Below are 13,929 nucleotides of genomic sequence, written 5' to 3' on the forward strand. Positions count from 1 at the left end.
GGTGTATTTTTTTTGTTAATTTAGCATATAATTTTATAATGTGAGGAAAGTTATATGTTAAAGATTAGTGAAATGGCTCAATTAGCGAATACAACAAGAAGAACATTGATATTTTACGATGAGCAAGATGTATTTCATCCTAAAGAACGTAGTGATAATGGATATCGCTATTATGACTATGACCAGATATATGATTTATTATTCATTTTGGGAATGAAAAATTTAGGCTTACCATTGGAAAAAATTAAAGAATTACAAAATAATTCAAGTGCTGAAGTTATGGATGAGTTGTTGAATATTCAGAAGAAAATAGATGGGAAAATTACTGAATTGTCTAAAATCCAATCGGTAGTTTCTAAAAAAGTTGGAGAAGGTGAGCAAATAACCGTTCAACCTTACCAACCAGTAATAGTTAAGCGATCAAAAATTTCATTTTGGTGTTCACAAAAATCAGTTTCTTGTACTGATGAAGAGATTGCAGAACTGTTTGGTTCATTTTATAAGGAATTAGACGAGCTTGCCTTAATGGACGGTAACCAATCAGGCTTTCTAACTGATTTACCTGATGCAAATGCACAAGATTATCCAGACGCTTCTTTTAGAGTTATTAAAGAATGTTCTACCAATAATAGTGGTAAGGCCATGCCAGCAATTGAAAAACCAGCTGGTGAATACGTAACTGTTAAAGTTGAAAATGGTACTGACGAAGTTTGTCGAGGACTGGAACAATTAAATAGTTTCTGCCAAAAACAGAATTTGAGTATTAATACTGATTTATGGCAAATGAATGATAATAGTATTTTGACGAATCGTGGTGGTTCGGACTTCATGTTTTTAGAATATCAATTAAAAAATAAATAAAATGTTTTTTTGCGGTACCTTCCAAATGTCATAATGTGGCGACCCTCAATGCTAAAATTTGAATTGTTGTAAAGGTTAGGAGAGGGGGCCAACTGTTGACTAACAGCAAGGACAAAAACAGTCAAGAACGAGTATTAACTATCATGGGGAGAATGATGCTCGGAGAAAAGATTAATATCAATAATGACGCTGAGAGATATGGCGTTTCTAGGCGTACGATTTTACGTGATTTAAGTACGATTAAGCATACTTTAATAGATAAAGAAGTAGGAAACTATCAATTACAAATTAAATATAATGAGAAGCAAAATAATTATAGTATTTTTGACCATGGAAAATTATCTTGTACAGAAGCGATAATTACACTTTTACCTTTACTAGGAAGTGAATTAAAGGCTGATAGTAAGTTAATTAATAGAATACAGAAGAATATAATTTCTTTAGTGGCAACCGATGAAAAGAAAGCTGTAGGAACTCTACTGGCTAGTTCCTACGAATCTAATGGTTCGGTAAAATCTAATAATAAAGATGTTTTGAAACTTATTCATCAATTTATAGATGCAATAATTAATCGAAAAACGGTTCAGTTCACATATAATGGTCAAACCCAAATGCTAAAAGGTGTGCCAATATCAATATTCTCAAAAGAAAATCATTATTATATATTGACCTACGTAGGCAGTGGACTAAGTAAAAATGTTGTTTATCGGATAGATCAGTTTCAGAATATCAAAGTCTTAAATAATGAAATTAAGGTTCCTCGAGAAAAACTAGAAGATAGAAGTCAAATTGGCAATAAAAATTATGTTTCTAATAGTGGCGAAGAAATCCATTATCGTTTTCTATACCTTGGAAATCCTCAAGATGCCTTAAACCGGTTGCCTGATTTTCATATATCCGGTCATAAAGAAAATGGAGTCATTATTGAAGGAAATATAATTTATGCTAAGGATCTAGTATGGGTATTGGACCATGGTAAACAAGTAAAAATGGAAAAGTAAGAATATTTTAGGAGGCAATTTCAATGGACGATGAATTAGAGGATGAAGAAAAACGTATTAAGGAATATGGTAGTCGTTATCGCATTGTAGAATTACTCCTTCAGTTGCTTTCTGGTGAGACGTTTAACCTTGAAGAATCAATGAAACATTATGGTGTAAAGAAGAAGGCCATCCAACTAGATTTAAAATATATGAGATTCCTATTGGATCGATATATGCCTGATCGAAAAATTGTTTATGACGCGAGAGACCAAGTTTATCGAGTTGAGAACGAAGGACAGATTACTTCAGCAGAAGCGTTGACAATTCTAAAAATGGTTATTGGAACGCGTGCGTTTAGTAAAAATGAATTGGAAAAAATCGAAGAAGAAGTTCTGAATTTTGTTTCCTTTAGTGAACAATCAAGTGTTAAAACCTTGTTATCAACAACATTAGGTAAGTACTATCCTGTCAAAACACAAGATGATTTGGTAGAACGAATTGATAAATTTGCTAATTGGATTCTCAAACATAAGATAATTGAGTTTACATACCATAGCAGTAGAGATGATAGTAATTCTGATAAGACATTTGTAGGTACGCCAATTAATCTGTATTTTGATACTTCATTTTATTATGTAATGATCTATTTAATGGAAGATGGCGATGATAAGGACAATCCCAGAGTCTTTAGAATTGATAGATTTGATTTTCCAATTAAGGAAAAACGTAAATCTTACAATATACCATTTAGTAAAAAAGTCGATGAAGGCGAAGTACTGAAAAAAACATATCTACTAAGAATGGGGAATGACGTAAACTATACATTTCAATACTGGAATTATCCTCAAACAGCTTTAGATAAATTGCCAGGATCAAAAATTGTTGAAACTAAGGATGATGGTAGTGTGATTATCAAAGGCGAGATATTCTCAGAGGGTGCTTTATTGTGGATCTTAAGCCAAGGAGATGGGCTAAAGGTATTAGGCCCGGATTCATTAGTTAAAGAAGTTAAGACTCGTTTGAAAAAGGCAGTTGAATTGTATGATAACTAAAAAAATCGTTTGGATTAATTTCCAAACGATTTTTAATATTAATTAAGAGTTTAATTTTTGTACATAATCAGGGATATGTTCATTTGGTTGTTCTTCAAACCATTTGATGAAATTTTTACTATATCCAGAATAATGATCTAACCAAATGGCGTTATCAATTAGTTTGCCAATATTGACGTTGGAAGCATTTGAACTTTTGACGGCTTTGGTTTCTTTGAATCGTTTTAGAGCTCTGTAGACATCCCCTCCAAAGGCTACTAAATGTTTTGGTTGTATGATATTACATTCTTCTATAAAAATCTGTACTGATTTATCGAATATTGAATTATTGTTATGAATATCTTTCCTTATTTTGTCCTCAGAGTCTTTTTTATACCATTCCTTATATAATTCAATTCGTTTATCCCCTACGGTAGCAATATCCTTATTATTTGAAACTTTATAGATATCATTACTGTTGTATAGGAATGAACATTTGTTATTGCTAGCAAGGAAGAGGTCTCTGGATAAATGATCAGCATTACTATCCACTTTATATTTTATAAGATCAGTAATATAACAACCCTTAAATCGATCATTATTTAATTGCATAAATAATTTACAAGTATTCGTTCTTGTTTTAGGATTCATATCATGAAAGTTTTTCCAGCCCGCAAGAGTGTAAGCTTTAGTTTTGACACCACCGTCATCTTTTTTATCGTCCCCACGAGCGGCTACATTTAAACCTAGAAACATATAATCATTATTAAAATCTTCTTCTCCAAAAAATGAATCATTGAAACTAAAATCACATTTTTCGGTGTCATAAAAATACTTAGACGTAAACTTATTAGGATGATTTTTTAAAAGCTTACGTAGATCATTATTATTTGGTAGTCCATGTTTACAAGATATGAAAGATCCAAAATTATTCATTTTTAAATTACCTTCTGAATCAATGATGTCCTTATTTTTTAAATCATTAGCTGAATCAGTGCTGTCGTTTGCTTCTTTATACTTGATTTTAGTTTTAATTCCGTCCAAATCTTTACGAATGCTTTCTGTACTACTCATTGTTATCCCCTCTTATATATTGATAAATATAGAATAACATTGGTAGCCGTCATAATATGTCACTCTTTTTGTCTCCAAAACAAAATTTGTTTTTTGTTAAAAATATTTATTAATAGTAAAAAATAGCATGCTATAATATTCCCATCTTGGGCAGTTGCAGGCGATACCCAGTTAAACATTGCCGTTGAGTGAAAGGATTTATATGCGAATAAATGTTTTGCAACACACTCCAAATGAGGGTCCAGGGATGATTCAGGATTGGTCACAAGCACATGGACATGAGATGTATATTTATCATCCATATCAGTTTGGCTATTTACCAACCGCTGATGAAACTGACATGTTGGTTATTTTAGGAGGTCCAATGAGTCCTAATGATGACTTATCTTGGATTAAACAAGAGCGTGAATTGATTGCAAAAATGATTGAACAGGATAAACCAATTTTTGGTGCTTGTTTTGGAGCTCAGCAGATTGCTAAACAACTTGGTTACAAAATTACCAAGGCACCAGCTAAGGAAGTTGGTTGGGCACCGGTATATTTACAATCACAAGTAATTCCTGATTTACCTGAACGGATGAACGTCTTACATTGGCATGAAGAAATGTTTGAAATCCCTGATAAAGCTGGATTATTATTCTCCAGCGATAAGGTTAAGAATCAAGGATTCGTAATGAACCATCGTATTATCGGTTTACAATTTCATTTTGAACCGAAAGCAGATAACGTTCGTGAGATGGTGGTAAATGATTTTCCATATATCGAAGGGTCAGTTTTGAATCAGACGGCTGATGATATTTTGCAAATGTCTGTACCAACTGAGAATCGTGAGATTCTATTCAAATTACTAGACTATATTGTACTTTAATGGAGTTGAGATTTTGAAAAAAGTTATCCTGTATGTTCATGGAAAAGGTGGCAGTGCCGCAGAGGCTGAACGATTTAAAAGAGTTTGTCCTGATTATGATATTGTTGGGATTGATTACAAAGAATACTTGCCTTGGGTTGTGGAAAAACAAATTAAGGATGTATATGAGCAAGTAAGTCCACAATATGATCAGGTTTTGATATTGGCTAACAGCATTGGATCGTATTTCTCAATGTTGACGAAGGATATAACGATAACTAAAGCTTTATTCATCTCTCCATTATTGAATATGGAACAATATTTATTAACTTCAATGAAGAAGAATAATATTACTGAAGCTGAATTACGTGATAAAGGTGAAATAGTGATTGGTCAAGAGAAATTCTCTTGGCAGTCATTACAGTATGTTCGAGATAATCCGCTTGATTGGCAAGTTCCAACTGAAATTCTATATGGCGAACATGATGATCACACTTCAAAATCACTGTTAAAGAGCTTTGTAGAGAACCATAACGCTAATGTAACGGTAATGAAAGACGGCCAACATCGTTTCCATACCAGACCTCAGTTGGCTTTTCTCGATAATTGGCTTCAAGAAAAATTAAACAAATAAAAAAGTCGAATCATTGTGATTCGGCTTTTTGCATGTTTAAAGTCCTGATGTGTAAGGTCTAATACTATCAGCGAGAACTTCGGAATTATCATCGAAATGCCAGGTGATATTTTGAAGGTCAGGCTTGAATCCATTAACGTTAAGATTGGATTCAGCAAGGGCAATTGTTGGTGAGGAGCTAGTGGTTTGTAAATTTTGACCAGCAACATTTGAATTATTCAAAGCGTAAAGTTCACAGAAGGATTGATTGTCATTGGAGTTAATTGTGAGGTCAGAAAATTCAAGCAGACTATTGTTATCTAAATAGATTGTGCTATCAATGATGGAATTTTTGACAGAAGAATCAGTTAGTTTAGTGACTAAGCCAGCAATATGTGTATTTTCAAGGTAAAGTTGGCTGTCTTCCAAATCCAGACTGGCAGCGTTCAGATTATTGATAGTTATTGTTGAATTAACCAGTGAGATTTGCGCATTTTTACCATAAAGGCAGTCCCATTTGTCTTGAGAAGAATGAGAAATGTGAAGGTTGCGTCCAAATAATTGCGTGTTATTGTACATTGCAATTGTGTTGAATTGATTTTCACCATAAGCAAGAGAAAGATTTTGAGCGATAAGGATTGCACCTTCGTCTAGAAGAAAGGCACAGTTTAATCGAACGGCGTCAGGATTGTGCGTTTGACCAATTATAGTCAGATTATGTTTGATAGTGAAGATATAAGGTTGTGATTGTGAAAAGTAAATTCCAGGCAATAATTTAATGGTGTCACCTGATTTGGAATTTTCGATAGCTTTATATAATTCAGTTTCATTATTATTTTTTTTACCAATCGTAATAGTTGTCATATGACGGCCTCCAATTAATTTATACTTCTATTCTAATCAGGGGAATGTCATATTATGGCATTTTACGATGGCGTAAAAAAATGACCCGAATTTATTATGGATGATCATTTTAAATTCGGATAACATATTCAGCCCTTAATAATTAATTTTTTCAGATGAATAACTAAATACAATACATGTTTTCAAAATTTAAAACGTGTTTTTTGTACACTCAATATTATTAATGGATTTAAAAGTTTGTGCTAATCTATATTTGTCAGTTAAGTAGGCGCTTACTTCTGATTTAGAGAATCAAGATATTTACTCATCAACAATTCAAAATAAATTAAACTTAATCCAAAAAATAATTGTGGAACATTAGACTCAAATGATGTAGGCTTGAATGTCCCGGTTGAAATTGTCAAGGTGGATTCCTTTGCAATAGTAGAGGCACCGTTACCAGTAAACGTAATTACATCTTGTTTATTGTTACGTGCCTGGACAAGCAATTCTGTTAATCTAGCAGTTTCCCCAGAATTACTTATCATTATCAAAAGTTTGTCCGTGTAATCCTCTAGTCTTAGTAATTCCAAATGAGAATTAGCCGTGCAACGGAATCCGTGAAGATTAAAGTACTCACTCATGTAATTGGCGATATTTTGAGAATATCCATTGCCTAATATCATTATCATAGAATCGTTGTGTTTACTCATTAAATTGCAAAAAGGTTCTATCAAATGGCTTATATCAACTATATCCGTTGGTTTTGAAAGAATACTTGTTGTATCAGTTATAAGGAATACTAGCTCAGAGTATCCAGATAATTTCATTTTTTTTGCTATTTTAACAATAAAACTTGAAGATGTGTATGTTTGTTTAGCAATGTCACGGATTCCTAAGCTTCTGAGTTCCTTTTTATGATCAAGCATGTAGAAGAGGACATTTCCCTCTTCCTTTGAAAGTTGATATTTTTCAATAATTTGTTGAATGTCCATAAATGTTTACCTCAATAAGTTGCCGAAGGGGAATGTTTATAATGACTGAGAATAATAACAAATCTATACAAAACAAGAAAGAATTTTTGTCTGACCCATGGGCCAGATCAACAACTAGAAATGGATTAGCTGGAGATGAAGTGATTTCAGCATTACAAAAGTCAATTAGAAAAGGTAAGGAAAGAGCCGCTGTTGAATTTGCATATGAAATGTATATTTCATCTCCTCAGTTTGAGGAGAAGTTATGGAGAAGATTACAAGCTATCTCTGTTGAAGACATTGGTATGGGTAATCCCATGGCAGCTGTTTTAATTAATAGTTTAAATCAAATCAGGCAGAATTTCGAATACACAGAACCTGATCGGGCTATGATGTTTGTTCACGCTATTAGATATTTGTGTGAATCTGAAAAGGATCGTTCATCTGATTTACTAAAGAATATTGTTATTAAGAATTTCAATAAAGGTTATGTCCCAGATATTCCAGACTATGCTCTAGATAAGCACACTACGCGTGGTAAAGAGTTAGGACGTGGGAGTTTACACTTTCTTCATGTTGATAGTAAGGTTACGCCTCAAAAGAAGGTTGATAATCATTATTTTGATGAATATGACAAGTTGATGCAGGATTATGATCCCAGTAAAATAATCCCAACAGCTTTCAAATTTAATCCTTATCAGGTGTAACGGAGGACAGTAAAATGGATGAATCCAAGAACGGAATTCTAGATAAATTAGATAAAATTTTAACACCAATTGGTTCTAAATTAGGAAATCAAAGACATCTACAATCTCTGGCAAGCGGTATGCTTTTTGGATTACCCTTTCTTGTAGTTGGGTCATTTTTTCTTATCTTTGCAAATCCACCCATTGACATAGCGAGATACAATCCAAACACCGCAAATATCTTTATGCGTTTTCTTGCATCCTGGAAACATTTTGCTGTCGCAAATTACGATGCAATAACACTTCCATATAATATGACAATGGGTATATACGGAATCATTTGTGTATTTGGAATTGCGTATGAGTTAAGCAAGAGCTATAAACGTAATGCTCCAATGGACGGAATGATGGCAATTGTTACGTACATGATGGTTACTACAACAGTAAATAAAAATGGAAATATATCTATGACCTATTTAGGAACGGATGGCCTATTTATCTCTATTTTACTTGGATGGCTTGTTGTAGAACTTAATAGAAAGATTGATAAACAAAATTGGAAATTCAAGATGCCTGATTCCGTACCGCCAATGGTTACGACTTTTATAAATTCACTAATTCCACTAACTTTAAATATTCTTGTGTTTTATGGAATTAATTTAATTGTTGTTAATTTGACTAATAAAAGTTTTCCAGCTTTTATTACGGGTATATTGACTCCCGCTGTTGGTATAGCTGGAAATATTTGGGGCTTTCTATTCATAGTTACACTAGCTAATCTTTTATGGTTAATAGGAGTAAACGGAACTAATATTGTTTTTCCCATTCTTTTTGCTTTGGGTGTAGCACAAACTGGACTTAATGCTACACAAGTTGCACATGGTATTGATCCAACTCATTTAATGAACTTACAAATGTTTCGTATTTCTGTATTAGGTGGTGCTGGAAATACGCTAGGATTAATTCTTTTAATGATGAGAAGTAAGGTAACAAAAATCAAAGCGGTGGGACGGTTATCATTTATACCGGGAATCTGTGGTATTAATGAACCAGTAATTTTCGGATTACCAATTGTTTTTAATCCGATTTTAGGAATTCCATTTGTAATAAGCCCAATTGTTACCATTACATTAACTTATTTGGCTGAAAAATTTCATTTTATTAGCTTAGGTTTTATCGTTGATCCATCATTTACTCCATTTTTTGCACAAGCATACATGGGAACACTGGATTGGAGAAATATTATTTTTTGGACTGTACTGATCTTTATCGCATCGTTAATTTATCTTCCATTTTTTAAAGTCTATGAACGAAACGAACTTAGGGCTGAGAAAAAGCTTGAGTTTTCAAAGAGTACTATCGACAAAGGTTCTGTTGAAATCAACTCTGAAGAAAAGAATACGGTTATTTCAAATGGCATCGGAGATGCTGTAGGAAACTAAAATGTATTAACTATTAAAAGAGTCAAATTCTATGAATTTGGCTCTTTTGTAATATTTTAAATAAAATTATTGGAAATGAGGATGGCTTTGATAATTTTTAATTCATTCCTAATGGTTTTAGAGTATTAAATAAAAATTAGTGATGAAATATTTTTATGAGTGGGAAAATGAATATTGTAAAAATTAAAATTAGTAAAAGATCTTATAAAGGAAATATTACAAAAACTTTATAAATAAAAGCCACCCTCGTTAAAGTAGTGACTTTTATTTATATCCAATTTTTAGATCTTAAATTTTTTTCTTCAAATGATAAGGAACTACACTCTTATCAGAGTCTTTAACGTCTGATTTTTCGTCTTTTGCAAAGTATACGACAAAAGATTTTTTATCGCTGACATCCTCAGCAACGATAAGGGATGATTCATAAGGATCTTTAGCTTTGTAAATTTGTGCTCCACGGACAGCCTCACCAAAGTCTTTAGAGTTGGCAATGGCATCACCGGGGTTAAAAAATACCATCTCATCCATAAGTAACACATCCTTTCTTTACCCACATTATACAATTTTACTTGCAGGGGAAGGAACAATTATCATTCTTTTATATTATTACTTTCTCAGCTATACTATGACATATGGAGGGTGTAATATGACTAACGTTGAAGATTATATAAAGAAGAATATTTTTGGCAAGCCACAGTTAAAGCCTGATGAGAAAAATAAATTTTTGGGAAACTTTGCTGAGAGGGTAGCGATTGCTTTAACTGTTTCACAAGTAAAAAATCCGGACAATGTAAATATTGTTGAAAACGTAATGAAAAAGTACCCGGATTATCATTTGTACTTAAATGGAAAAATAGATTCATATTTACTGGATAATTATCTACAATTGAGTGTAAAATTAAAGTATAAGTTTACAATAGTTTCACAATCGGGAGTTAGAACTAAAAACAAATCATTGTCAGAGAATGACATGGGCTTGGTGATTGCCGATGAGAGTAAACCTGTTGGTAGACCAGTACTTATATAATTTTTTGGAGGACAAATATGTCTAATAGTACATTAGATAACGTTGCTTTACTTTCTTTAAATGGTAATAAGCCATTAGCTAAGAGAATTTCTGACTACATGGGTATTCCATTATTGGATGCAAGTGTTTCACACTTCAGTGACGGTGAAATTAACATTCAAATTAATGAAAGTATTCGTGGAAAAGATGTTTACATTATTCATTCAGTTTCAGACCCTGTAAATGATAATTTCATGGAATTGATGATTGCTGTGGATGCTCTTAGACGTGCGAGTGCACAAAACATTAATTGTGTATTGCCTTACTTTGCATATACTCGTTCAGATAGAAAATCTCGTTCAAGAGAACCTATCTCTGCTAAGTTATTTGCAAACATGTTGGAATTAGGTAAGGTTGATCGTGTGATCGCCCTTGATATGCATGCTGACCAAATTCAAGGATTCTTTGATATTCCTGTTGATCACTTACGTGCTATGCCTATTTTTGCTAGCTACTTTGAAAAGAAAATCAAGAATCCTGATGATTTTGTTTTCGTTGCTCCAGATCATAACTCAACTAAACGTGCTCGTGCCTTGGCTGAAGTTTTCGGTTCACAAATTGCTATCGTTGACCAAAGATCAACTGAGGATAGTAATGTAGTTCCTGACATTATTGGTGATGTTGATGGTAAACAATGTGTTATCGTTGATGATTTGATCGATACTGGTACAAGAATGATCAATAGTGCCGAAGCTGTTAAAGTTGCTGGTGCCAAAACAATTTCAGCCGTTGCTACACACCCAATCTTTTCAAAAGATGCTGCTAAGAGACTTGAGGCCTCAGATCTTATGCAAGTTCTAGTTTCAGATTCAATTGTGGTACCTGATGAATGCAAGTTTGATAAATTAAGAATTCTTTCTGTAACAGACCTTGTTGGTGATGCTATTAAGATGACAGAATTGAATGAATCAATTGATTCATTGTTTACTGTCCGTGATAGCTATACAGAAATTAAATAAACTAATACAAAAATTAAAAACAGACTTAATCGTGATGAACGATTAGGCCTGTTTTTTTTGAATAGAATTGCTATTAAATAAATAAAAAATTATGATTTAAATATTAAATAAATATAATCGACATAAAAGAATAAATAAGGACGAAAAAACTTGTCTAGTTTTAGTTTGGTAATTCTTCCGGTGTTTGTAATCAACTTGTCTAGGTTTTTCCGATAATGCCTTTAAAACGTTGATGTAAGCGCTTTTTATTTATGCTAATCTTAGGTCGTTGGAGGTCATATGAAAAAGTACTTGGTAATCTACCATGATTTATTAAGTGGTATTCAAACACAGAAATATCAATCAGGAGAACTTCTTCCCAGCAATCAGCAATTGGTAATGCGTTACCACGTATCCCGGGAAACGGTGCGTAAGTCGATGCAGTTGCTGGCGGATGAAGGATATATTCAAACCATACGAGGCAAGGGAAGCTTAGTTTTAAGCACAAAACGATTTTCGTTCCCAGTCTCATCAATAAAAAGTTATAAAGAAATAGTTAAAGAGAACGGTATGGATTCAAAAAATAAAGTGATCAAAATTCAAAATCATGTTTTAGTGCCAGAAAATTTACTTTTTGGATCTGATCAAATTTACGCACAACTAATCGTACGAGAAAGAATTGTTAATGGCATACCAACCATTTTAGATTATGATTACGTGAATGAAGATATTGTCAAAGATATTCCTGTGGAAGAGGCCGAAAATTCACTGTTTCACTACTTCGAACATAATTTAGGATTAACGATTGATTATGCTATTAAGCATTTGACGATTGAGAATCCTGAATATGAGGATTGCAATCAATTAGGAATTTCATCATCAGTCCCAATGGTTGTTGTGCGAAGTGAAACGCATCTTACTGATAGCCGAATCTTATCATATACCGAGTCAAGACATCGGGCAGATAAATTCAGTAGTGTTGAATTTGCTAGACGTCATCATTAAGTACCAAAAATAAATATTAGTAATACGGGGGATTGAGAATAATGGCAAAGAGTAAAGATTATTCAGAGCTAGCATCGCAGATTATTTCTTACGTCGGTGGGCCTGAAAATATTAATAAAGTCATTCATTGTATTTCACGTTTGAGATTTTATTTAAAAGATGAAAAGAAAGCTCAAACAGAAAAGATTACTAACTTAGATGGTGTTGCTGGAGCTTTATACAATGCCGGCTTAGGTCAATATCAAGTTGTCATTGGACCAGCGGTTACAGATGTCTATGATCAAGTAATTGCCCAATTGGGTGAAGGCTTTTCTGATGAAGAGGCCACTGAGTCAGCGGTCGAAGAAACTAACAAACAAACTGAAGTTCAACAAAGACCTACAAATTTATGGGGCTGGATCTCTAAGGGATTTCAATTATTAATAGGGACCATTACTGGTTCAATGATTCCTATTATCGGATTGCTTGCTGCTTCTGGTATTTTAAAGGGATTTTTAACACTCTTTACATTTAATTTGAATTTGATTGATACTAAATCAACAACTTATATCATTATTAACGCTATGGGCGATTCCGCCTTTTACTTCTTACCGATTCTAGTTGGATACACAGCTGCTAAACAGTTACGTTCTGATCCAATTGTTGTAGCCGCTATTGCGGGTGTTTTAGTTCACCCAACTATTGCTGCTTTGTGGGCAGCACCAACTAAGGGTATGTCTACTTTCTTGGGGATTCCAATGAACGCTGAATTCTTTGGTATGCCTATTCATATCCCACAGTACACATATTCAATTTTCCCAATTATCTTTGCTGCTTGGTTAGCAAGACCAGTTGGTAATTGGCTTAAAAAAGTTTTACCACTCAGTTTACGTTCAATTTTCCAACCATTATTTACGCTATTTATCGTTTCTGCTGCTGTCCTAGTTGTTATGGGCCCCGTTATTTCATTAATTTCAAGTGGACTAGCTGCTTTGATCAACATGTTAGTAACCGCTAATGAAGCTGTTGCTGGATTAGTAATTGGTGGTTTGTATCAAGTCTTAGTAATTTTCGGTTTGCATTGGATGGTTGTTCCTATCGTTTCAAATGATATTGCTATGACTGGTCATTCAGTTTTGAATGCTTTAATCAACTTTACAATGATTGCTCAAGGTACTGGTGCTTTAGCTGTTTGGGCTAAAACAAAGAATGCTAGTGTTAAAGGCTTATCACTAGCTGGTGCTTTATCAGGATATGCTGGAGTTACTGAACCTGCTATGTATGGTATCAATTTGAAATATGGACGTGTATTCTGGATGTCTAATATCGGTGGTGCCGTCGGTGGCTTCCTAGCTGGATTAATGAAGATCGATATGTTCGGTTTCACAGGTTCATTGATTGGTTTCCCATCCTTCTTCTCTAAGACAAATCCTAATAATATTTGGGCTTTCGTTATTGCTAGTGTTGTAACCATTGTTATCTCATTCGTTTGTGTTTACCTATGGGGCTTCAGTGATGCTGACTTAACTAAAGTTAAAGCAGCACAAAAGAAGAATGTCTTTAAAGATGCCGTAAATTAAGGAGATC

At 33.4% G+C, this 13,929-nt stretch carries 15 protein-coding genes; 11 read left to right on the forward strand and 4 right to left on the reverse strand.

Annotation, left to right across the window (positions count from 1 at the left end; all coding sequences use genetic code 11):
- Nucleotides 1-54: 54 nt before the first annotated feature.
- From FC97_RS13210 to FC97_RS04595, 3 genes are all read left to right on the forward strand, one after another.
- Nucleotides 55-861, forward strand: coding sequence for a MerR family transcriptional regulator (locus tag FC97_RS13210; protein WP_082397524.1), 807 nt, complete (start codon nucleotides 55-57; stop codon nucleotides 859-861).
- 95 nt (nucleotides 862-956) lie between these two features.
- A complete protein-coding gene (locus tag FC97_RS04590) occupies nucleotides 957-1,862 on the forward strand; it encodes a WYL domain-containing protein (protein WP_054642818.1) in 906 nt (301 codons plus the stop codon).
- 23 nt (nucleotides 1,863-1,885) lie between these two features.
- Nucleotides 1,886-2,896 (forward strand): helix-turn-helix transcriptional regulator, encoded by a 1,011-nt coding sequence (locus FC97_RS04595; protein WP_054642819.1) that lies wholly within the window; start codon nucleotides 1,886-1,888, stop codon nucleotides 2,894-2,896.
- A 42-nt stretch (nucleotides 2,897-2,938) separates the two neighbouring features.
- Here the strand turns inward: FC97_RS04595 and FC97_RS04600 are convergent, their stop codons facing one another.
- A complete protein-coding gene (locus tag FC97_RS04600) occupies nucleotides 2,939-3,949 on the reverse strand; it encodes a hypothetical protein (RefSeq protein WP_054642820.1) in 1,011 nt (336 codons plus the stop codon).
- 202 nt (nucleotides 3,950-4,151) lie between these two features.
- Here FC97_RS04600 and FC97_RS04605 point away from each other — a divergent pair, with 202 nt between their 5' ends.
- The gene (locus tag FC97_RS04605; RefSeq protein WP_054642821.1) at nucleotides 4,152-4,817 is read left to right on the forward strand and encodes a type 1 glutamine amidotransferase; all 666 of its coding nucleotides are present in this window, start codon (nucleotides 4,152-4,154) and stop codon (nucleotides 4,815-4,817) included.
- A 13-nt stretch (nucleotides 4,818-4,830) separates the two neighbouring features.
- Nucleotides 4,831-5,430: an alpha/beta hydrolase gene (locus tag FC97_RS04610; protein ID WP_173585306.1), complete on the forward strand. Its 600-nt coding sequence runs from the start codon at nucleotides 4,831-4,833 to the stop codon at nucleotides 5,428-5,430.
- Nucleotides 5,431-5,466: 36 nt separating this feature from the next.
- On the opposite strand, the gene FC97_RS04615 is transcribed toward FC97_RS04610, so the two are convergent.
- Nucleotides 5,467-6,273, reverse strand: a complete 807-nt coding sequence (locus FC97_RS04615; RefSeq protein WP_054642823.1) for a hypothetical protein — start codon at nucleotides 6,271-6,273, stop codon at nucleotides 5,467-5,469.
- 272 nt (nucleotides 6,274-6,545) lie between these two features.
- Nucleotides 6,546-7,247, reverse strand: coding sequence for a MurR/RpiR family transcriptional regulator (locus tag FC97_RS04620; RefSeq protein ID WP_054642824.1), 702 nt, complete (start codon nucleotides 7,245-7,247; stop codon nucleotides 6,546-6,548).
- A gap of 41 nt (nucleotides 7,248-7,288) precedes the next feature.
- Between FC97_RS04620 and FC97_RS04625 the strand changes: the two genes are divergently transcribed.
- Both FC97_RS04625 and FC97_RS04630 read left to right on the forward strand, forming a co-directional pair.
- Nucleotides 7,289-7,933 (forward strand): AAA family ATPase, encoded by a 645-nt coding sequence (locus FC97_RS04625; RefSeq protein WP_054642825.1) that lies wholly within the window; start codon nucleotides 7,289-7,291, stop codon nucleotides 7,931-7,933.
- A 14-nt stretch (nucleotides 7,934-7,947) separates the two neighbouring features.
- Nucleotides 7,948-9,354: a PTS sugar transporter subunit IIC gene (locus FC97_RS04630; protein ID WP_082397525.1), complete on the forward strand. Its 1,407-nt coding sequence runs from the start codon at nucleotides 7,948-7,950 to the stop codon at nucleotides 9,352-9,354.
- 288 nt (nucleotides 9,355-9,642) lie between these two features.
- Here the strand turns inward: FC97_RS04630 and FC97_RS04635 are convergent, their stop codons facing one another.
- The gene (locus FC97_RS04635) at nucleotides 9,643-9,882 is read right to left on the reverse strand and encodes a hypothetical protein (RefSeq protein ID WP_025086317.1); all 240 of its coding nucleotides are present in this window, start codon (nucleotides 9,880-9,882) and stop codon (nucleotides 9,643-9,645) included.
- A 118-nt stretch (nucleotides 9,883-10,000) separates the two neighbouring features.
- Between FC97_RS04635 and FC97_RS04640 the strand changes: the two genes are divergently transcribed.
- The 4 genes from FC97_RS04640 (at nucleotide 10,001) to FC97_RS04655 (ending at nucleotide 13,922) form a co-directional block, all read left to right on the forward strand.
- The gene (locus tag FC97_RS04640; RefSeq protein WP_054642827.1) at nucleotides 10,001-10,381 is read left to right on the forward strand and encodes a YueI family protein; all 381 of its coding nucleotides are present in this window, start codon (nucleotides 10,001-10,003) and stop codon (nucleotides 10,379-10,381) included.
- A gap of 17 nt (nucleotides 10,382-10,398) precedes the next feature.
- Nucleotides 10,399-11,379 (forward strand): ribose-phosphate diphosphokinase, encoded by a 981-nt coding sequence (locus FC97_RS04645; RefSeq protein WP_054642828.1) that lies wholly within the window; start codon nucleotides 10,399-10,401, stop codon nucleotides 11,377-11,379.
- Nucleotides 11,380-11,658: 279 nt separating this feature from the next.
- Nucleotides 11,659-12,363, forward strand: a complete 705-nt coding sequence (gene treR, locus FC97_RS04650; protein ID WP_054642829.1) for a trehalose operon repressor — start codon at nucleotides 11,659-11,661, stop codon at nucleotides 12,361-12,363.
- Between the two features lie 41 nt (nucleotides 12,364-12,404).
- Nucleotides 12,405-13,922 (forward strand): PTS transporter subunit EIIC, encoded by a 1,518-nt coding sequence (locus FC97_RS04655; protein WP_054642830.1) that lies wholly within the window; start codon nucleotides 12,405-12,407, stop codon nucleotides 13,920-13,922.
- Nucleotides 13,923-13,929 lie beyond the last annotated feature (7 nt).

The organism is Companilactobacillus kimchii DSM 13961 = JCM 10707 (genome assembly GCF_001435445.1).
GTDB lineage: Bacteria > Bacillota > Bacilli > Lactobacillales > Lactobacillaceae > Companilactobacillus > Companilactobacillus kimchii.